This window comes from Sabulicella rubraurantiaca (genome assembly GCF_017355885.1).
GTDB lineage: Bacteria > Pseudomonadota > Alphaproteobacteria > Acetobacterales > Acetobacteraceae > Roseococcus > Roseococcus rubraurantiacus.
In genome coordinates this window covers 1-17980 of record NZ_JAFEUU010000012.1, presented here as the reverse complement: position 1 = coordinate 17980, position 17980 = coordinate 1, and the positions used below count along the sequence as shown (strand labels likewise).

The following is a 17980-nucleotide window of genomic DNA, read 5'->3' as shown; positions in this document are numbered from 1 at the left end:
TCAGTCCTGGGTGACGGGGGAGGCCGCGAGGCGGGACAGGCTGTCGCGGATGGTCTGGGTGAAGCCGTGGGTCACCATGTCCATGGCGACGTCCACCGCATGGGCGAAGCCCGTGGCGTCGGTGCCGCCATGCGACTTCACCACCACGCCGTTCAGCCCGAGCAGGATCGCGCCGTTGTAGCGGCGCGGGTCCATCCATTCGCGCAGTCGCTCCAGCGCCGGGCGCGCCAGAAGGTAGCCGGCGCGGGCGGGGATGGAGGAGGTGAAGACCTGGCGCAGCAGGTCGCGCATCAGCTTCAGCGCGCCCTCGCCGGTCTTGAGGGCGACGTTGCCGGTGAAACCGTCCGTCACCACCACGTCCACCGTGCCGGCCGCGATGTCGTGCCCCTCGACGAAGCCATGGAAGGCGAGGCCGGGCTGCGCACGCAGCGTCTCCGCCGCCTCCCGCACGCGGTCGTCGCCCTTCAGCTCCTCCGAGCCGACATTCAGCAGGCCCAGCGTGGGGGCGGGCAGGCCCAGCACGGCGCGGGCAAAGGCGTCGCCCATGATGGCGAACTCGATCAGGTTGCGCGCATCGCACTGCACGTTGGCGCCGAGGTCGAGCATCACCACGTCGCCACGCGCCGAGGGGGTGATGGCGGCCAGCGCCGGCCGGCTGATCTCCGGCATGGTCTTGATGACGATCTTGGCGAGCGCCATCAGCGCGCCGGTGTTGCCGGACGAGACCACGGCCGCCGCCTCGCCCTGCGCCACGGCGTCGATCGCGATCCGCATGGAGGAATCGCGGATCCGCAGCGCCTGGGTTGGCTTCATGTCGCCGGGCACGGCCTGCGGCGCGTGGCGCAGCACGCAAAGCCGGGCGGCGCGCGGCCGCGTGGCGAGCAGGGAAGCGAGGCGCGCCTCGTCCCCGACGAGGAGGAAGGACGCGCCAGGATGGCGCTCAGCCGCGAGCTCGAGCCCGTCGAGCACCGCTTCGGGCGCGCTGTCGCCTCCCATCGCGTCCACCGCGAGGGAGAAGCGCCGCAGAGTTCCGTCGGCGGGAGCCGTCATGTTCACGCCAGGATGGCCCCGCGCCGCTCGGTCACTGTCAGAGGCGAACCACGCCCTTCACGGATTCGGCCGCGACGACTTCCTTGCCGTCATAGTGGCCGCAGGAAGCGCAGACATGGTGGGGGCGCTTCAGCTCGCCGCAGTTCGAGCACTCCATGCCCGACTCCTTCGGCAGGGCGTGGTGCGAGCGGCGCATGCCCATGCGGGAGGGCGAAACCTTCTTCTTAGGGACGGCCATGGCGGCTGCCTTTCAACTCGTTCGAAATGGGGGCGGATGCCCATGCGGGAACCACCGCGGCATGCGCCCCGGCAGGAAGCGGGGCGGATAGCACCGCCCCGCCCGTCGCACAACCTATTGCGGCTTCTTGAGCTTCGACAGCGCTGCAAAGGGGCCATGCGCGGCGTCGCCCACCCCCTCTTCCGGAAGCTCGGCGCCCGGGGCGCGGGGATAGGGGTCTAGGGCCAGGGAAAGCTGCTGGGCCAGGGTTTCGCCGAGATCCACGACGCCATCCTCGCTCGGGATGTCGTCCGGGTCCTCATCCTCGTCCGTGGGCTCCTCCCCGGCGGGAAGGAGGCGCCAAGCGAATCCCTCCTCCACCCGCGCCTGGAGCGGAGCGAGGGTGACGATGCATTCCTGCTCCACCTCCGCCCGCAACGTGCCCTGCACGGCGATTCGTCCGCCTGATTCCGGAGCGAGGCGAAGCTCCCCCTCCATGGAGTGGATCGCGAGCAGGCCGAAGCGGCGCGCCAGCGCCTCGCGCTGCGCCGCGTCGGGGGCAAGGCGCAGGCTGAGTCCCGTGGACGGGACGTTGGCGAGGATCAGGGGGTGCGAGAACTCTGCGCTCATGGGAAGCGCGCCTCCCCGCGCGCAAGGCCATCGATGGGTTGAGTGGCGAGATGGGCGGCGGCGGCCATGGCGTGGCGGGCCAGGGCTTCGGGCGCGCCGGTGGGCGGCTCGGCCTTCGGCCAGGCATTGCGGGCCAGGGCGGCGGCCAGCGCCGCCTCGTCCCCCGCATCCACCGCCGCGTCATAGATGGTGGCGCGGCCGTGGAACCCTTCCCAGAGCATCTTCACGCGCTTGCCGACGGCGAGGTCGCTGATTCCCATCTCCCGCAGGTTCACGTCCATGTCGGCGAACATGGCGTCGAACACGGCCTGGGCGAGGCGGTCTGTCCGCTCCGTCGCCTCGCTCCGGATGCGGCGGATCAGCAGGCCGGCATGCAGGCAGACCATCTCGAACCGGCCGGCGGCGGTGTCGGGTACGCCGATCCCGGCATAGAGGGATGGCGCCCGCGCCGCGGCCACGGCGGCGCCGTAGAGCAGGAATCCCTCGCGCTCGAAGGGAGGGCGGCGGAACAAGGAGGCGAGGCCCATGGCAGCGTCCAGCAAGCCCGCGCGATTGACCGCGCGGCCGGTGTCTCGGTAAGTCCCGCACATGGCGCGCGCACTCCTCACCGTCAACATTCGCCTCCTGGCAGCCCTGCTTGCCGGCGGAGCGCTCGCGGGCTGCGCCTACCTGCCGCCCCTGCCCGAGCGCCCGCGCGAGGTTTTCTCGACCCCCATCATCCCGCGCGGCCATTCCGTGCCGGAGGAGGCGCTGGCCCAGGTGACGCCGGGCGTCTCCACCCGCCAGGACGTGCAGACGGCGCTGGGCTCGCCCAGCCACACCTCTACCTTCAGCGACAATTCCTGGTACTACATCAGCAGCGCCAGCCAGTTGCGGCCGGGCCGCACCCTCGCCATCCGAAACCAGCAGGTGGTCGCGGTGGATTTCGCGGCCAACGGCACCGTGGCCAACGTGCGCCGCCTGGGCGAGCAGGACATGAGCACGGTGAATTTCGTGTCGCGCGAGACCCCGACGCCCGGCAATGAGCGCACCCTGCTCCAGGCCCTGTTCGGCAATATCGGCCGCTTCGGCGCGACTCCGGGCGGGCTGAGCGGCAGCGGCGGCGGCACCACGACCGGCGTCGGCGTTCCGACCCCGGGCATGATGCGCTGATCCCGGCAGACCGGCGCAGGGCGCATGGCAGTTCCGCCTTGCGCCGGGACGGATTTCGGGCATCCTGACGGCTTCCCCCGCGCGCAGCCGCGCCCGGGGCTGATCGCGCATGAAGAGGAGCGCAGCCACGTGATCCCCGCCCTGATGCCCACCTACAACCGTGCCGACCTCGCTTTCGAGCGGGGCGAAGGCGCCTGGCTGTGGACGGTGGACGGGCGACGATTCCTGGATTTCGGCTCCGGCATCGCCACCAGCAGCCTCGGCCACGGCCACCCGCACCTCGTCCGCGCCATCGCGGAGCAGGCGGCGAAGGTGATGCACGTCTCCAACCTCTACCGCGTGCCGCAGGCCGAGGAACTGGCGCGGCGCCACGTAGAGGCCTCCTTCGCGGACTCGGTGTTCTTCTGCAACTCGGGCGCCGAGGCCAATGAAGGCATGGTCAAGGCCGTGCGGAAGTACCACGCCGAGAACGGCCAGCCCGAGCGCTTCCGCATGCTCTGCTTCGAGGGCGCCTTCCACGGCCGCACCCTCGCCATGCTGGCCGCCACGGGCAACGAGAAGTACCTCGCCGGCTTCGGCCCGCCGGTGCAGGGCTTCGAGCATCTGCCCTTCGGCAACATGAACGCTGTCCGCGACGCAATCACGCCCGAGACGGCTGGCATCATGATCGAGCCCATCCAGGGCGAGGGCGGCGTCCGCCCGGCCGATCTGCGCTTCCTACGCGAGCTCCGCGCCGTCTGCGACGAGTTCGGCCTGCTGCTGGCCCTGGACGAGGTCCAGACCGGCATGGGCCGTTCCGGCAAGCTCTGGGCGCATCAATGGGCCGGGATCGAGCCGGACGTGATGTCGGCGGCCAAGGGCATCGGCGGCGGCTTCCCGCTCGGCGCCATCCTGGCCAAGGAGAAGGTGGCGCAGCACCTTAAGCCCGGCACCCATGGCACCACCTATGGCGGCAGCCCGCTGGCCTGTACGGCCGGCAACGCCGTGCTGGACGTGGTGCTGGCCCCGGGCTTCCTCGATCAGGTGGACCGCGTGGCGCGCTATTTGTGGCGCGGCTTCGCTGCCCTGGCCGAGCGTCACCCCACCGTGGCCGAGGGCGTGCGCGGCGCCGGCCTGCTGATCGGGCTGCAGCTCCGCCCCGGCATCGCCAACACGGAGATGCAGGCGGCCTGCGTGGCCGAGGGGCTGCTGACCGTGGCGGCCGGGCAGAACGTGCTGCGCGTGGCCCCTCCCCTCATCATCACCGAGGCGGAAGTCGATCAGGCGCTGGAGATGCTGGACCGCGCCTGCCGCCGCATGACGCCTTCTGCGTCGCAGGAGGCGGCGAAGTGAGCGCAGCCTTGAAGACGGTCGAAACCGGAGGTGGCGCGCCGCGCCACTTCCTTGAATTGATGGACCTGGACGGGCCGACCCTCCGGCACATGCTGGAACTCGGCAAGCGGGCGAAGCGTGGCGAGATCAGCGGCAAGCCGCTGGCGGGCAAGACCGTCGCCATGATCTTCGAGCTTCCCTCCACCCGCACCCGCGTCTCCTTCGAGGTGGGGATCCGGCAACTGGGCGGCGAGCCGCTGGTGCTGACCGCCAAGGAGATCCAGCTGAACCGCGGCGAGAGCGTGAAGGACACGGCACGCGTCCTGTCGCGCTACGTGGACGCGATCATGCTCCGCACCTCGGACGTGTCCAACATCCGGGAACTGGCCCAGCATGCCACCATCCCGGTCATCAATGGCCTCACCAACATCTCCCACCCCTGCCAGCTGATGGCCGACGTGATGACCTTCGAGGAGCATCGCGGCCCCATCGCCGGGCAGGTCGTGGCCTGGACCGGCGACGGCAACAACGTGGCGCAGAGCTTCATCCAGGCTGCGGCGCGCTTCGACTTCACTCTCCGCGTCGCCACGCCGGAAATCCTGCGCCCGCCCGCGGAACTCCTCGCCTGGGCGCGGCGCGAGGGCGCGCGGATTGAGCTGACGGATGACCCGGTCGCCGCCGTGCGCGACGCCCGCGCCGTGGTGACGGATTGCTGGATCTCGATGAGCGACGAGAAGACGGCCGAGGGCCAGAACCGCCACAACCTCCTCGCGCCCTACCAACTCAATTCCGCGCTGCTGCGCCAGGCCGCGCCCGACGCCATCGTGATGCATTGCCTGCCCGCCCATCGCGGCGAGGAGATCACGGACGAGGTGATGGACGGCCCGCAGAGCGTCGTGTTCGACGAGGCGGAGAACCGCCTGCACGCGCAGAAGGGCATCCTGCTTTGGGCGATGGGGCTGGCCTGACGGCCAGCCCGTTCTCGCGGCGCCTCAGTCGATGCTGAGGTTCAGGCGCCGCACCATCTCCTGCTCATAGATGATCCGCTCCCGCGCGAAGGCCAGGTATTCCGCGGGGCCGAGATACTCGCGCGGCATCTCCCAGCGATTCATGATCGCCTGCGAGGTCTCGTCCTCCATGGCCTTCTTGAACAGCCTGTGCAGCCGGTCGACGATCTCGGGGTCCATCCCCTTCGGGCCGGCGATGCCATAGGGGCTGGTCACGCTCATGCCGTAGCCCAGTTCCCGCAGGGTCGGCGCATTGGGCGCGCTGGCGAGGCGCGTCGGCGTCCAGGCGGCGAGGAGGCGGAAATCGCCATTCTCCACCTGGGGGCGCCAGGCCTGGGCGTCGCTGATCATGTCGATCTGCCGGCCGAGCAGCGCCGTCACCCCCTCCTGCGCGCCGCGCATCGGGATGTGCTCCATCCGCGCGCCCTCCCGCGCCAGGATGTCCTCCTTGGCGATGTGGTTGGTGGTGGCGATGCCGGAGGTGGAATAGGTCAGCCGCCCCGGATTGGCCTTGGCGTGGGCCATCATGTCTTGCCAGGTGCGGAAGGGGCTGTCGGCCCGGACCACCGTGCCGAAGGTGAAGCCCGTCAGCTGCATGATGTAGGAGAAGTCGTTCACCGGGTCCCAGGTCTGCGCCCGCGTCAGGTAGGGGTGGCGCAGGATGGACAGGTGGTGGTGCGCCAGGGTGTAGCCGTCGGGCCGCGCCTGCTGGATCAGGAAGATCGCGGCGCGGGTGCCACGGGCGCCCGGCATGTTCTCGATTATCACCGGCTGGCCGGTGTCCTTCTGGAACACCTCGAACATCGCGCGGTGCAGCGCGTCCAGGCTGCCCCCAGGCGGCCAGGGGATCATGAAGCGGATGGGGCGGTTGGGAAAGCGCGCCTGGCCGAAGGCCGGCGTGGCCAGCGGCGCGGCGGCGAGCGCGCCCAGCAGCGCGCGGCGTCTCGTGGTCATTCTCGTGAAACCTCCCTGCACGCGCCCGGCCTTTTCGGCCGTGGCGCCCTCGTCCTGCGTGTGCGTTTCGCAGCCTACTCCATCTTGATGCCCAGGCGGGTCACCATGTCGCGCTCCCACGCGGCGCGGCGCACGATGAAGTCTTGGTATTCCTCCGTGCTGAAATAGACGAGCGGCATGTCGAACTGGTTGCGGACGCGGGTGTTCTCTTCGCTCATCAGCGCCGTGCGGAAGGTGTCGTGCAGCACCTTAACGACCCCGGCATCCATGCGCGGCGGGCCGCTGATGCCGTAATTGCTGGTCACCACGATGTCGTGGCCCAGCTCCTTCAGCGTGGGCACGTCGGGGAAGCGCGGGGCGCGCTCCGCGCTCCAGACGGAAAGCAGGCGCATCGAGCCCGCCTCCACCTGCGGCGCCCAGGCCGAGCTGTCGGCGACCATGTGAACCTGCCCACCCAGCGCCGCCGTCACACCCTCGTTCGAGCCACGGAACGGCACGTGAAGGAGTTCCACCCCCTCGCGCAGCGCGATGTCCTCCATGGCAAGGTGGTTCGTGGTGGCGATGCCGGAAGTGGAATAGGTGACCCGGCCCGGATTGGCCTTGGCGTAGGCGATCATGTCCCGGTAGGTGCGGAACGGGCTGTTGGCCGGCACCGCCATGCCGAAGAGCCAGCCCGTCAGGCCGATGATGTGGGTGAAATCCGTCGTCGCATCCCATTGCGGGCGGCTGACCAGGAAGGGTCGCCGGACGATGGACAGGTGCATCTGCCCCAGCGTGTAGCCATCGGGCCGGGCCTCGCGCGCCAGATGGATGGCGTGCAACGTGCCGCCGGCGCCGGGCCGGTTCTCGATCACCACAGGCTGGCCCAGGGCGCGGCCCGCCAACTCACCGAGGGAGCGAAGCTGGGCGTCGGCGGAGCCACCGGGCGGCCAGGGAACGATCAGGCGGATCGGACGCTCGGGATAACGAGACTGGCCCAGCGCGGGCAGCGGGAGCGTGGACGCGCCCCCCATGATGCCCAGCGACGCAAGGGCAGAGCGGCGAGTCAGCCGTGACATTGGACAAACCTCCGTAGACATTTTCCGGCGCATCTTGCGGCGCCGTCATCTCCCGATTTGGCCACGGTTGCGCGGGGAATGCAAAGCGGTTTCGGCGCTGCATCCCCATCCCGGAGCGCGTGGGAAGGACCATTCCTGGCCTCGCGATTGGCGCGATTCCCCGCATGGGCTAAGAGCCGTGGGCCCACGCGTGAGGAATTCCATGTCCGACAGTTTCGACGTCATCGTCATCGGCGCCGGTCCCGGCGGCTATGTCTGCGCCATTCGCGCCGCGCAGCTCGGCATGAAGGTGGCCTGCGTGGAGAAGCGCGCGACGCTGGGCGGCACCTGCCTGAACGTCGGCTGCATCCCTTCCAAGGCACTGCTGCAATCCTCCGAGCATTTCGAGGAGGCGAAGCACAAGCTGGCCGACCATGGCGTGCAGGTCGGATCCGTCGGGCTGGACCTCGCGCGGATGCAGGCCCGCAAGGGGGAGGTCGTGTCCTCCAACGTCAAGGGCATCGAGTTCCTGTTCCGCAAGCACAAAGTCACCTGGCTGAAGGGCGAGGGGCGGATCACCGCCCCCGGCAAGGTCGCCGTGAACGGCGAGGAATACGCGGCCAAGCACATCGTCATCGCCACGGGCAGCGAGAGCATCCCCCTTCCCGGCGTCGAGGTGGACGAGCAGCGCGTCGTCACCTCCACGGGCGGGCTGGAGCTGGACAAGGTGCCTGGCCACCTCGTGGTGATCGGCGGCGGCTATATCGGGCTGGAACTGGGCAGCGTCTGGCGCCGCCTGGGCGCCGAGGTGACGGTGGTGGAATTCCTGGACCGGCTCGTCCCAGGCATGGATGGCGAGGTCGGCAAGGCCTTCGAGCGCATCCTCGGCAAGCAGGGCATGAAGTTCCGCCTCAAAACCAAGGTGACGGGCGCCAAGCTGGACAATTCCGGCGTGGAGCTGACGCTGGAGCCGGCCGCGGGCGGCGAGGCGGAGACGCTGCGCTGCGACGTGGTGCTGCTGGCCATCGGCCGCCGCCCCTATGTCGAGAGCCTTGGCCTGAAGGAAGTGGGCGTCGAGCTGGATGAGCGCGGCCGCGTGAAGACGGACGGGCATTTCGCCACCAACGTCCCGGGCATCTGGGCCATCGGCGATGTCATCGTCGGCCCGATGCTGGCCCACAAGGCCGAGGAGGAGGGCGTCGCCCTGGCTGAGCAGCTGGCCGGGCAGAAGCCCCACGTGAATTACGGCGCCATCCCCGGCGTGGTCTACACCTGGCCCGAGGTCGCCTCGGTCGGCGAGACGGAGGAGCAGCTGAAGGCGCGCGGCCAGGGCTACCGCGTCGGCAAGTTCCCCTTCACCGCCAATGGCCGCGCCCGCGCCATGGGCGACGTGGACGGGTTCGTGAAGCTGCTGGCCGACGACAAGACCGACCGGCTGCTGGGCGCCCACATCATCGGGCCGGATGCCGGCACGCTGATCGCGGAGCTGGCGCTGGCCATCGAGTTCGGCGCCAGCGCCGAGGACGTGGCCCGCACCAGCCACGCCCACCCCTCGCTGAGCGAGGCAGTGAAGGAAGCGGCGCTGGCCGTGGACGGGCGCCCGCTGCACATCTGAAGGGCGCGGGGGCCTGGAGGCCCCCTTCCCTGTCAGCCCGCCGGGCTCAGGATATGGATGACGCGGCTCGCGATCATCTCGCGGGTGCGCGCGGCATAGGCGGCCATGTGCGGGGCCGCCGAATGGGCCTTCAGCGCCTCCGGGCTTTCCCACTTCTCGATCACGACGAAGCTGTCGGGGCCGAAGGGGGTCTGCACCTTGCCGAAGCCCTCGGCATCCACGGCGGGGCCGTATTCAATGCAGCCCTGCTCGGCATGGACGGCGGGCATGTTGGCGCGGAACTCGGTCAGCACCGCATCGCGCATGCCAGGCTTGGCGGTGATGATGGCCAGGACGTGGATCATGGTTTCCCCCTCGTTGTGGAGGAGGCAGCCTATGCCCCGTCCGACGCCGCGGCCAGACCGAGCCGCCCCAGCCCGGGAAGCTTCAACGCCGGGCGGCGCCAATCCAGCCCCGCCACCGCGCCGAGGAAGTTCACCTCCAACCCCTCGACCCAGCCCAGGGCCAGCCCGGCATAGCCGCCAAGGCTGAGCCGCAACCCGGAAGGGGTCAGGCGCAGCCAGCGCCCGTCATGCGGGAAATCCTTGCCGATGGCGTTGGGGGGCAGCACCACCCCCGCCTCCGGCACGGCGTCCATCACTGCCTGGACGAAGGTGTTGGAGTTGGGGCCGGGCCAGGCCCGGTAATCGCCGCGGTTGCGCCAAGCGTAGGACTCGATGGCGGCACGCAGGCGCGGGATCATCGCCTCGGCCTCCGCGCCATCGGCGGCGAAGACCAGTTCCGGCGCGCGGCCGAACCAGCGCCCATCGGGCGCGAACCCATCCACGCGGATCGGGTCGCCCCAGGCGGTGTAGTCGTAGCGCGTATAGCGCGGCGCGCCCTCGGCCTTCAGGACGATCCAGGAATGCACGGCAACGACGCCGCGCCAGCGCACGGTGGGGGCCGCGAGCACGCGCACCACTGCGTCCCGGTGCAGCGCCGGGTCGGGCAGCAGCCCGGCGCTGGAGCGGTCTGCCATGGCCCAGCCGGCACCGATCCCGCTGCGCTGGTGCAGCAGGGCCGAGACCGCAATGGGCAGGAGGAAGAAGAGGGCGAAGAGCAGCAGCCCGAGCTTGGGGAGGGACATCGTCCCGCCTGATGTTTGGCGTCTCGTGGCTTCGTGCAAGCCCCGCGGTCACGCCTCCAAGCCGGCGCGCACCGCTTCCTGCATCTTTAGCGCCTGCACCGTCGCCGCCACGTCATGCACCCGCACCACATGCGCACCGCGCGCCGCCGCTTCCAGCGCCAGGGCGACGCTGCCCATGACGCGGCGCCCCGCCTCCTCCACCCCCGTCACCTTGCCGACGAAGCCCTTGCGGCTGGCGCCGACCAGGATGGTGCAGCCGATGGACGCGAGGAGCGGCAGGCGCGTCACCACGTCGAGGTTGTCCTGCACCCGCTTGCCAAAGCCAATCCCCGGATCCACCGCAATGCGCGAGCGTGGAATGCCCAGGCGCTCGATCGTCGCCACGCGGCCTTCGAGGAAGCGCGCTACCTCCAGTGCCGCGTCGGCATAGGCGACGTCGCGCTGCATGGTGCGGGGGTCGGTGGTGCGGGCATGCATCAGCACCACGGGGCAGCGCGCCTGGGCGATGACGCGCAGTGCGTCCCCATCGTGGCGCAGGGCGCTGACGTCGTTGATGATCGCCGCCCCGGCCTCCAGCCCCGCCGCCATGGTGCGGGCGTTGCGCGTGTCCAGCGAGACGGGGGCGAGCCGCGCCAGTTCCCGCACCACCGGGAGGATGCGGGCGATCTCCTCCTCGTGAGATACAGGCTCTGCGCCCGGACGGGTGCTTTCGCCGCCGATGTCCAACAGGTCGGCTCCGGCCTCCAGCATTGCCACGCCCTGGGCGATGGCGGCGCCGTGAAGGTCGCCGAGCCCGTCGCCCGAGAAGCTGTCCGGCGTGCAGTTCACGATGCCCATGACGAGGGGGCGGGCGCGGTGCCGCTCCAGCCGGGCAAAGGGGGCGGGCGCACGGGTCAGCGCCTCGGGCGCATCCTCCAGGGCGCGCCATTGGCCCGCCCCATCGCGCAGCAAGGTGAAGGCAAGCGGTCCGCCCTGCAGCGGCAGGGCCAGCCCGTCACGGATGGCGGCGAAGCCCACGGGCCCGTCCAGCAATCCCAGCGGCTCAAAGAACTCCACCATCCCCCCGACATGAAAGCGGCGCGCCGAAGCGCGCCGCTGAAGTTCAACCGAAGGCCAGGATCAGCCGGCCGGCTGCGGGCTGAAGCCGCCCGCATCCGGGCGCGGATTGCGCCCCGAGGAGGGCACGCTGCCGCGGCCCGAGGAAGCCGGCTCGTCCGGACGGTTCCGCACCACCGGCTCGCCGCGCAGCACCTGCCGGATCTCGTCGCCCGAAAGCGTCTCGTATTCCAGCAGCCCCTTGGCCAGCCGCTCCAGCTCCTCGCGGTTCTCGGTGAGGATGCGCTTGGCCCGGGCATAGGCGTTGTCAATGATCCCGCGGATCTCGGCGTCGATCAGCCGCGCCGTCTCCTCCGACAGGTTCTTCGACTGGGTGACGGAATGGCCGAGGAAGACCTCCTGGCTGTTCTCGCCATAGGCGACCATGCCAAGCTTGTCGCTCATACCCCACTCGGTGACCATCATGCGCGCCTGGTTGGTCGCCATCTTGATGTCGCCCGAGGCGCCGTTGCTCACCTTGTCGGGGCCGAAGACGATCTCCTCCGCCACGCGGCCGCCCATCGCCATCGCCAGCTCAGCATGCATCTTGGACTTGTGCTTGCTGTAGCGGTCGCCCGCCGGCAGCGACATCACGAGGCCAAGCGCCCGGCCGCGCGGGATGATCGTGGCCTTGTGAACCGGGTCGCACTCCTCCTCATGCATGGCGACGAGGGCGTGGCCCGCCTCGTGGTACGCGGTCATGCGCTTCTCGTCGTCGGACATGACGAGCGAGCGGCGCTCGGCGCCCATCATCACCTTGTCCTTCGCCGCCTCGAACTCCGCCATGCCGACGGTGCGGCGGCCGGAGCGCGCGGCGAGCAGCGCCGCCTCGTTCACGAGGTTGGCGAGGTCGGCGCCGGAGAAGCCGGGCGTGCCGCGGGCGATGGTCTTGGGCTCCACGTCGGAGGCCAGTGGAACCTTCCGCATATGCACGCGCAGGATCTTCTCGCGGCCCACCACGTCGGGGTTCGGCACCACCACCTGCCGGTCGAAGCGGCCGGGGCGCAGCAGCGCCGGGTCCAGCACGTCCGGCCGGTTGGTCGCGGCGATGATGATGACGCCCTCGTTGCTCTCGAAGCCGTCCATCTCGACGAGCATCTGGTTCAGCGTCTGCTCGCGCTCGTCATTGCCGCCGCCCAGCCCGGCGCCACGGTGGCGGCCCACCGCGTCGATCTCGTCGATGAAGATCAGGCAGGGGGCGTTCTTCTTGCCCTGCTCGAACATGTCGCGCACGCGGCTGGCGCCGACGCCCACGAACATCTCGACGAAGTCGGAGCCGGAAATGGTGAAGAAGGGAACATTCGCCTCGCCGGCGATGGAGCGCGCCAGCAGCGTTTTGCCGGTGCCCGGCGGGCCGACCAGCAGCACGCCCTTGGGGATCTTGCCACCCAGGCGCTGGAACTTCTGCGGGTCGCGCAGGAAGTCCACGATCTCCTCCAGCTCGCCCTTCGCCTCGTCGATGCCGGCCACGTCGTCGAAGGTGACGCGGCCATGCTTCTCCGTCAGCAGCTTGGCGCGGCTCTTGCCGAAGCCCATGGCCCGGCCGCCGCCGCCCTGCATCTGGCGCATGAAGAAGATCCAGACGCCGATCAGCAGCAGCATCGGGAACCAGGAGATCAGGATCTGGAAGAGCGGGTTGACCTCGCTTTCCTCCGGCCGCGCCACCACGCGCACGCCGCGCTCGGTCAGGCGGGACACCAGCGCCGGATCCTCCGGCGTGTAGGTGCTGAAGCTGCGCCCATCGGAAAGCTGCCCGACGACAGTGCGGCCCTGGATCACCACGTCACGGACATGGCCGGAATTCACTTCGTTCAGGAAGTCGCTATAGGCCACCTGCATCTGGGACCGGCTGCTCGTGCCCGAGGGCTGGAACAGGTTGAACAAGGCCACCAGAAGCAGCGCCACGATCACCCAAAGGGCCAGGTTGCGGCCGAAATTGCTCACGTTGCGCATTCCCCTTCGCCGGCCATCAGCCGGGTTTCCGTGAACATAGGAAGTCCAGGGCGTTTTGGCACGGGGTTTGGACCGGCCTAAAACATTCCGTGACCGGACCGGAACGCGGCGCGAAGCGCAGCGGATGCAGGCTGCCCGAGGGTTGGACCGAAAACTGGACATGTGGGGCCGCCACCAGCCGCCCCTCTCCGTCCCGAAGAGCCGGCAGGGCCTGGAGGGCGCGGGCGGGCAAGTCGCGCCGCGCCGCACGGAACCGGGCCGCATCGGCGCCCAGCGCACCGAGGGAGAGACCCGGCGCGGCCGCGCCAAGCCGGAAGCGCCCGTCCCAGAGCGCGCCCGCTTCGGCCGGGACGGGCGGGGCCGGGGCCTCGCGCAGCAGCCAGCCATCCCGCCGCAGCATCGTCCCGCCCAGGCTCCCTTCCCTCGCATTCAGCAGGCGTCGGAGGGCAGAGGGTGCGGGTGGGTGCGCTCCGCCCCCCACGGCCTGCACCAGCCGCGCCAGGGCCAGCGCCGCCACCGCATCATTCCCCAGAGCCATAAAGTCGAGGCGCGCGCAGCCTTCCGGCAGAAGCGCCACCGCCACCGCGAGGCGCTCGGCCACTTCCCGCGCCATCCTGGATCGGCGCCGGGAGAAGGGCGCGGGGTCGAGGCCAGACGGAGCCTCACGCAACCGGGCGCGCAGGAAGCGCCGATTGCGGTTGGACGGGTCCTCCACCGGCACCAGCCCCGCCGCTTCGCAGGTCGCGCGCAGCCTGTCGCGCACCAGCTCCAGCAAGGGGCGCAGCACCAGGGCCTCGCTGGTGGGCTGGGCGGACGCCATGCCGCCCAGGCCCCAGGCCCCGCTTCCGGCCAGGGCGCGCATCAGCAGCGTTTCCCGCTGGTCCTCCAGGTGATGCGCGAGAAGGAGGTGCAGCGCCCCTTCCTCGCGGCATGCACCGAGCAGGGCGGTCCTCCGGGCGGCGCGGGCGCGTTCCTGCGTGCGCGCACCGCCCGGCAGGGAAAGGGACAGGAGCCGCGTCGCGATGCCGTGCCCCCGGAGCTGCGCGATCGTCCCGGCCGCCTCGGCCGCGCTTTCCCGCCGCAAGCCGTGATCCGCCACCATGGCCAGGACCTGCCCCGGCCGCCAACGATGCGCGAGCCAGGTGAGGGCCAGGGAGTCCGGCCCACCGGAGCACCCCACTGCCAGAACCGGCCCGAAGGGGCCGAGCGGCGCCATCAGCGCCGCGAATTCCGCTTCCCCGATCGGGGTTAGCGGCACTGCGCCCTTTGCCGCGTCTGCGTCGCCCTCTCCGCCAGCGGCCCCGACAGGCGCGGGAACTGCGAGCGGAGGTCGTCCAGCGTGTCGCAGGCCTCCCGGCGCGAGCCCAGGCCGGTGAAGGCACTGGCAAGGCCCAGCAGCGCCTCCGGCGCGCGCGGACCGGTGCGGGAACGCGTAAAGGCCTCGTTGAAGGCGATGGCGGCGTTTCCGAAGTCGCGCCGCCCGGCCAGGGCCTCGCCGAGCAGAAGCTGGGCGTTCACCGTCTGGGCGCCACCGGCCCGGGAGGCGAGAACTTCGCGCGCCGTCTGCTCGGCGGTGGCGTAGTCGCGGCGGGCCAGCGCGGCCTGCCCCTCGCGGATCGCGGCCTCGGGGGTGCGCGGGGGCGGGGCGGAAGGCGCCGCTGGCGCGGCAGGTGCCGGAGCCGAGGGGCGCGCGGGGGCCGACGGGGCAGAGCCCCCTCCCCCGCCGCCCTCGATGCGGCTCAGGCGGAAATCCAGGTCGCCTTGAAGCTTCTCCACATCGGCGCGCAGGCGCTGGTTCTGGTTCTCCAGCACCTCCACCCGCCCGCGGGAGCGGCGAAGCTCCTCTTCGAGGATGGAGACGCGCTCCAGCAGCTGGTTCACCAGCTCGCCGCCGCCGACCGGGCCGCCACGCGGCACGGCCATGGGCGGTGCCACGGGAGCGCCGCCGCGGCGGAGGAATTCCATCTCCTGCCGCAGCTGCAGGATCTGGTTCTGCAGGGCGATCGCCTCGCGGCTGTCCATCTGCGCCGCGGCGGGCGCGGCCCACAGCCCGCCCGCGACCAGCGCGACGGCGAGAAGCCGAGCCGTCCCTCCCTTGCGGGAGGAACCGGTTTCAGCACGGAACATGGCCATCGGAGCAATCCCCCCAGATCATGCCACCGGCAAGGTGCCGGTGGTCAGCGCACCACGGTGACGGCGCGGCGGTTCTGGGCCCAGGCCTCCTCGCTCGAACCCAGCGCGTCCGGACGGTCCTTGCCGTAGGAGATCGTCTGGACCCGCGAGCCCGAGGCGCCGGAGGCCACCAGCACGTCGCGCGCCGAGTTGGCGCGGCGCTGGCCGAGGGCGAGGTTGTACTCGCGCGTGCCGCGCTCGTCGGCATGGCCTTCCACCATCACCTGCACCTGCGGGTACTGGCTCAGCCAGCGCGCCTGGCGCTCCAGCACGGTGCGCTGGTCGGCGCGGATGGAGGAGCGGTCGGTGTCGAAGAAGACGCGGTCGCCGACATTGGCCACCAGATCCTCCTGCGAGCCGGGGCGGATGCTGCCCACCCCGCCGCCCGCGCCCGTGCCGGCCATGGCGGCACCGGCGCCGGTGGCAGCAGCGTTCTCGTCGGTCGAAGAGCATGCGGCGAGGAGACCCGCCGCCATTACGGCGGCGAGAAAGGACTTCGTGGTGGCCATGGGTTTTCTCCTATCCATGCCGGTCTTTTGGGAGAGCGTGTTGCAGCGCACAAGCCTACCCGCTTCGGTAGCCTTGCCGCGTGGCGCAATCAAGGCAGAAGCTTCCCGCTTGGCGCAAGGCTGGTCATCCGAGCAACGGAGACCAGCTTGGCTCGGTTGCGTCGGTGGGCGTGGGAATCGGCCTCTCGTTGAAACCCGCGATGTCAATGGACGCGAGGCGTGCCGAATAGCCTCCGCCTCGCGAGTCGCGCGCCTGGCTTTCACGGTAGAACATCAGCACGCGGCCATTGGGCGCGAATGTGGGGCTCTCCATCGCCCAGCCCTCGGACAGGATGCGCTCGCCGGAGCCGTCCGGGCGCATCACGCCGATGGCGAATTGGCCGCGCGCGATGCGGGTGAAGGCGATCAGGTCGCCGCGCGGTGACCAGACCGGCGTCGCGTAGCGCCCATTGCCGAAGGAGATGCGCCGCGCACCGCCGCCGCCCGCGTCCATGACGTAGAGCTGCTGGTCGCCGCCCCGGTCCGAGTTGAACACGATCTGCGACCCATCGGGCGAGAAGCAGGGCGACACGTCCAGCCCAGCCGCCGCGGTGAGCTGCCGCTCGCGCCGCGAGGCGAGGTCCACGACGAAGATGTTGGCATCGCCGCCCCGCACCGCGGAAAGGACGACAGAACGCCCATCCGGCGAGAAGCGCGGCGAGAGCGTCATGCCGCCGAAGCTGCCCAGCGGCTCCTGCCGGCCGGATTGCAGGTTGAACAGCCACACGCGCGGCTCGTTCCGCTCATACGACATGAAGGCGATCTGCTGCGCGTTCGGATGGAAGCGCGGCGACAGCGCCTGGAATCGGCCATCGGTCAGGAAGGCGTGGTTCTCGCCGTCCTGATCCATGATGGCAAGGCGACGGACGCGGCGGTCGCGCGGCCCCGTCTCGCTCACATAGGCGACGCGGGTGTTGAAGTAGCCATCCTCGCCCAGCATCCGCTTGTAGATGTCGTCGGAGATGATGTGGGCGATGCGGCGCCAGTTGGAGGCAGAGGCGTTGTAGGCCGTGCCGAGCGCCTGCTGCTCCGGCAGCACGTCCCAGAGGCGGAATTCGACGCGCAGCCCGTCGCCGCCCTGCTGCACGCGCCCGGTCACCAGCGCGACGGCACCGATCACGCGCCAGTCCTGGAAGCGAGGAGTGGCGGCGGCCGCGTCGGCCGATTGGATGAAGGCCGCGCGCTCCACCGGACGGAACAGGCCGGAGGAGCGGAGATTGTTGGCGATGACGCGGCTGATCTGAGCGCCCAGCGGCCCGCCCGCCATGTCGGGAATCGCGATGGGGATGGGATCCGTGCGCGCGCGGGTGATGTCGATCACCGTGCCGCCCTGCGCCAGCGCGGCCGAAGCGGAGAGCAGCGGGGCGGCGCCTGCGGCGGCGAGGAGTTGGCGGCGTTGGATGCTCACGACTTGTCTCTCCGGGGTGGTCTCGGCGGGCTGCACCTTGGCCCTTGCGGCTCAGGGGTCAAGTGCCCGCGCATGGGATGGCGGATCAGCGCAGCCCGAGGTCGCTTGGGCGGAAGCGGAACACGGCGTCACGCAAGGCGGTGAGCCTTTCGCGCGGCAAGGGCAGTGGGTTGCAGCGCGGATCGAGCAGCGCACGGCGCGCCGCCTCGTAGACCATGCGCGCGCGCGGCTCGGAGGGCGCGCTGCCATTGGGACGCACCACGCGCACCACGCCGCCCGCATCCACCTCGACGCGAAGCTCCACGCTGATCTGGTTCAGCCCCGGCGCCCCCGCATCCACCGACCAGCATTCGCTGATCTTGTCGGCAAGGCCGGCGCGTTCGCTGGCGGTGAGGTTGCCGGTGCCCTGCGGCGTGCCGCCGCCCTGCTGCGGCGCGCCCGGTGCGGGGTTGGGGCGTGACGTGGGCGGCTGCGTCTGCCGCTGCTGGGCGCGCAGACGCTCCAGCGTGTTCAGCACGGACTGGCTGCGCTCCGCCGGGTTGCGGACAGGGGGCGTCTGGCCGGTGCCCGGCGTCTGCGCCGGCTCGGGCGGCGGCGGAACGGGGGGCGGCGGCAGCGGCAAGGGCGGCGCCGGGCGCGGCGGGGCCGGGGTCGCCGGGGCGGGCGGCGTCGGCGCCTGGGCCTGCTGCTGCGGACGCGGCGGAG

General features: G+C 70.8%; 18 protein-coding genes and 1 pseudogene. 4 read left to right on the top strand and 15 right to left on the bottom strand.

Annotated elements, in window-relative coordinates; translation table 11 throughout:
- From plsX to JTJ31_RS18015, 4 genes are all read right to left on the bottom strand, one after another.
- Positions 1-1050, bottom strand: a complete 1050-nt coding sequence (plsX, locus tag JTJ31_RS18030; protein WP_207540123.1) for a phosphate acyltransferase PlsX — start codon at positions 1048-1050, stop codon at positions 1-3.
- A 37-nt stretch (positions 1051-1087) separates the two neighbouring features.
- Complete coding sequence (gene rpmF / locus JTJ31_RS18025) at positions 1088-1288, bottom strand: 50S ribosomal protein L32 (RefSeq protein ID WP_207540122.1); 201 nt, start codon at positions 1286-1288, stop codon at positions 1088-1090.
- A gap of 114 nt (positions 1289-1402) precedes the next feature.
- On the bottom strand, positions 1403-1897 hold the full coding sequence (locus JTJ31_RS18020) for a YceD family protein (RefSeq protein WP_207540121.1): 495 nt from the start codon (positions 1895-1897) through the stop codon (positions 1403-1405).
- The gene (locus tag JTJ31_RS18015) at positions 1894-2487 is read right to left on the bottom strand and encodes a ubiquinol-cytochrome C chaperone family protein (RefSeq protein ID WP_236020412.1); all 594 of its coding nucleotides are present in this window, start codon (positions 2485-2487) and stop codon (positions 1894-1896) included. The genes JTJ31_RS18020 and JTJ31_RS18015 overlap by 4 nt, the downstream gene beginning before the upstream one ends.
- Here JTJ31_RS18015 and JTJ31_RS18010 point away from each other — a divergent pair.
- The 3 genes from JTJ31_RS18010 to argF all read left to right on the top strand — a co-directional run bounded on the left by JTJ31_RS18010 (position 2486) and on the right by argF (position 5328).
- Entirely contained in the window at positions 2486-3049 is a 564-nt protein-coding gene (locus tag JTJ31_RS18010) for an outer membrane protein assembly factor BamE (RefSeq protein WP_207540120.1), read from the top strand. The genes JTJ31_RS18015 and JTJ31_RS18010 overlap by 2 nt on opposite strands.
- A 129-nt stretch (positions 3050-3178) precedes the next feature.
- Positions 3179-4381 carry an aspartate aminotransferase family protein gene (locus JTJ31_RS18005; protein WP_207540223.1) on the top strand — a complete coding sequence of 401 codons (1203 nt, stop codon included), beginning with the start codon at positions 3179-3181 and terminating at the stop codon, positions 4379-4381.
- Positions 4378-5328 (top strand): ornithine carbamoyltransferase, encoded by a 951-nt coding sequence (gene argF, locus JTJ31_RS18000; protein WP_207540119.1) that lies wholly within the window; start codon positions 4378-4380, stop codon positions 5326-5328. The genes JTJ31_RS18005 and argF overlap by 4 nt, the downstream gene beginning before the upstream one ends.
- A gap of 24 nt (positions 5329-5352) precedes the next feature.
- Here argF and JTJ31_RS17995 read toward each other — a convergent pair whose 3' ends face one another.
- Together JTJ31_RS17995 and JTJ31_RS17990 are read right to left on the bottom strand one after the other, a co-directional pair.
- On the bottom strand, positions 5353-6321 hold the full coding sequence (locus JTJ31_RS17995; protein ID WP_207540118.1) for a tripartite tricarboxylate transporter substrate binding protein: 969 nt from the start codon (positions 6319-6321) through the stop codon (positions 5353-5355).
- A 74-nt stretch (positions 6322-6395) separates the two neighbouring features.
- Positions 6396-7379, bottom strand: a complete 984-nt coding sequence (locus tag JTJ31_RS17990) for a tripartite tricarboxylate transporter substrate binding protein (RefSeq protein ID WP_207540117.1) — start codon at positions 7377-7379, stop codon at positions 6396-6398.
- Positions 7380-7581: 202 nt separating this feature from the next.
- Here JTJ31_RS17990 and lpdA point away from each other — a divergent pair, with 202 nt between their 5' ends.
- Positions 7582-8973: a dihydrolipoyl dehydrogenase gene (lpdA, locus tag JTJ31_RS17985; protein WP_207540116.1), complete on the top strand. Its 1392-nt coding sequence runs from the start codon at positions 7582-7584 to the stop codon at positions 8971-8973.
- Between the two features lie 32 nt (positions 8974-9005).
- Here lpdA and JTJ31_RS17980 read toward each other — a convergent pair whose 3' ends face one another.
- The 9 genes and pseudogenes from JTJ31_RS17980 to JTJ31_RS17940 form a co-directional block, all read right to left on the bottom strand.
- On the bottom strand, positions 9006-9317 hold the full coding sequence (locus JTJ31_RS17980; RefSeq protein WP_207540115.1) for a putative quinol monooxygenase: 312 nt from the start codon (positions 9315-9317) through the stop codon (positions 9006-9008).
- 29 nt (positions 9318-9346) lie between these two features.
- The gene (locus tag JTJ31_RS17975; protein ID WP_207540114.1) at positions 9347-10099 is read right to left on the bottom strand and encodes a DUF3750 domain-containing protein; all 753 of its coding nucleotides are present in this window, start codon (positions 10097-10099) and stop codon (positions 9347-9349) included.
- 48 nt (positions 10100-10147) lie between these two features.
- Positions 10148-11158, bottom strand: a complete 1011-nt coding sequence (gene folP / locus JTJ31_RS17970) for a dihydropteroate synthase (protein ID WP_207540113.1) — start codon at positions 11156-11158, stop codon at positions 10148-10150.
- Between the two features lie 60 nt (positions 11159-11218).
- Positions 11219-13138 carry an ATP-dependent zinc metalloprotease FtsH gene (gene ftsH, locus JTJ31_RS17965; protein WP_328805771.1) on the bottom strand — a complete coding sequence of 640 codons (1920 nt, stop codon included), beginning with the start codon at positions 13136-13138 and terminating at the stop codon, positions 11219-11221.
- Between the two features lie 25 nt (positions 13139-13163).
- Positions 13164-14405 carry a tRNA lysidine(34) synthetase TilS gene (tilS, locus tag JTJ31_RS17960; protein ID WP_207540111.1) on the bottom strand — a complete coding sequence of 414 codons (1242 nt, stop codon included), beginning with the start codon at positions 14403-14405 and terminating at the stop codon, positions 13164-13166.
- Positions 14396-15280: a tol-pal system YbgF family protein gene (locus JTJ31_RS17955; RefSeq protein WP_236020411.1), complete on the bottom strand. Its 885-nt coding sequence runs from the start codon at positions 15278-15280 to the stop codon at positions 14396-14398. The genes tilS and JTJ31_RS17955 overlap by 10 nt, the downstream gene beginning before the upstream one ends.
- 44 nt (positions 15281-15324) lie before the next feature.
- Positions 15325-15828 carry a peptidoglycan-associated lipoprotein Pal gene (gene pal, locus JTJ31_RS17950; RefSeq protein ID WP_207540110.1) on the bottom strand — a complete coding sequence of 168 codons (504 nt, stop codon included), beginning with the start codon at positions 15826-15828 and terminating at the stop codon, positions 15325-15327.
- 124 nt (positions 15829-15952) lie between these two features.
- Positions 15953-17275, bottom strand: a complete 1323-nt coding sequence (gene tolB / locus JTJ31_RS17945; protein WP_207540109.1) for a Tol-Pal system beta propeller repeat protein TolB — start codon at positions 17273-17275, stop codon at positions 15953-15955.
- 85 nt (positions 17276-17360) lie between these two features.
- A pseudogene (locus tag JTJ31_RS17940) lies at positions 17361-17980 on the bottom strand (hypothetical protein); the annotation flags it as partial.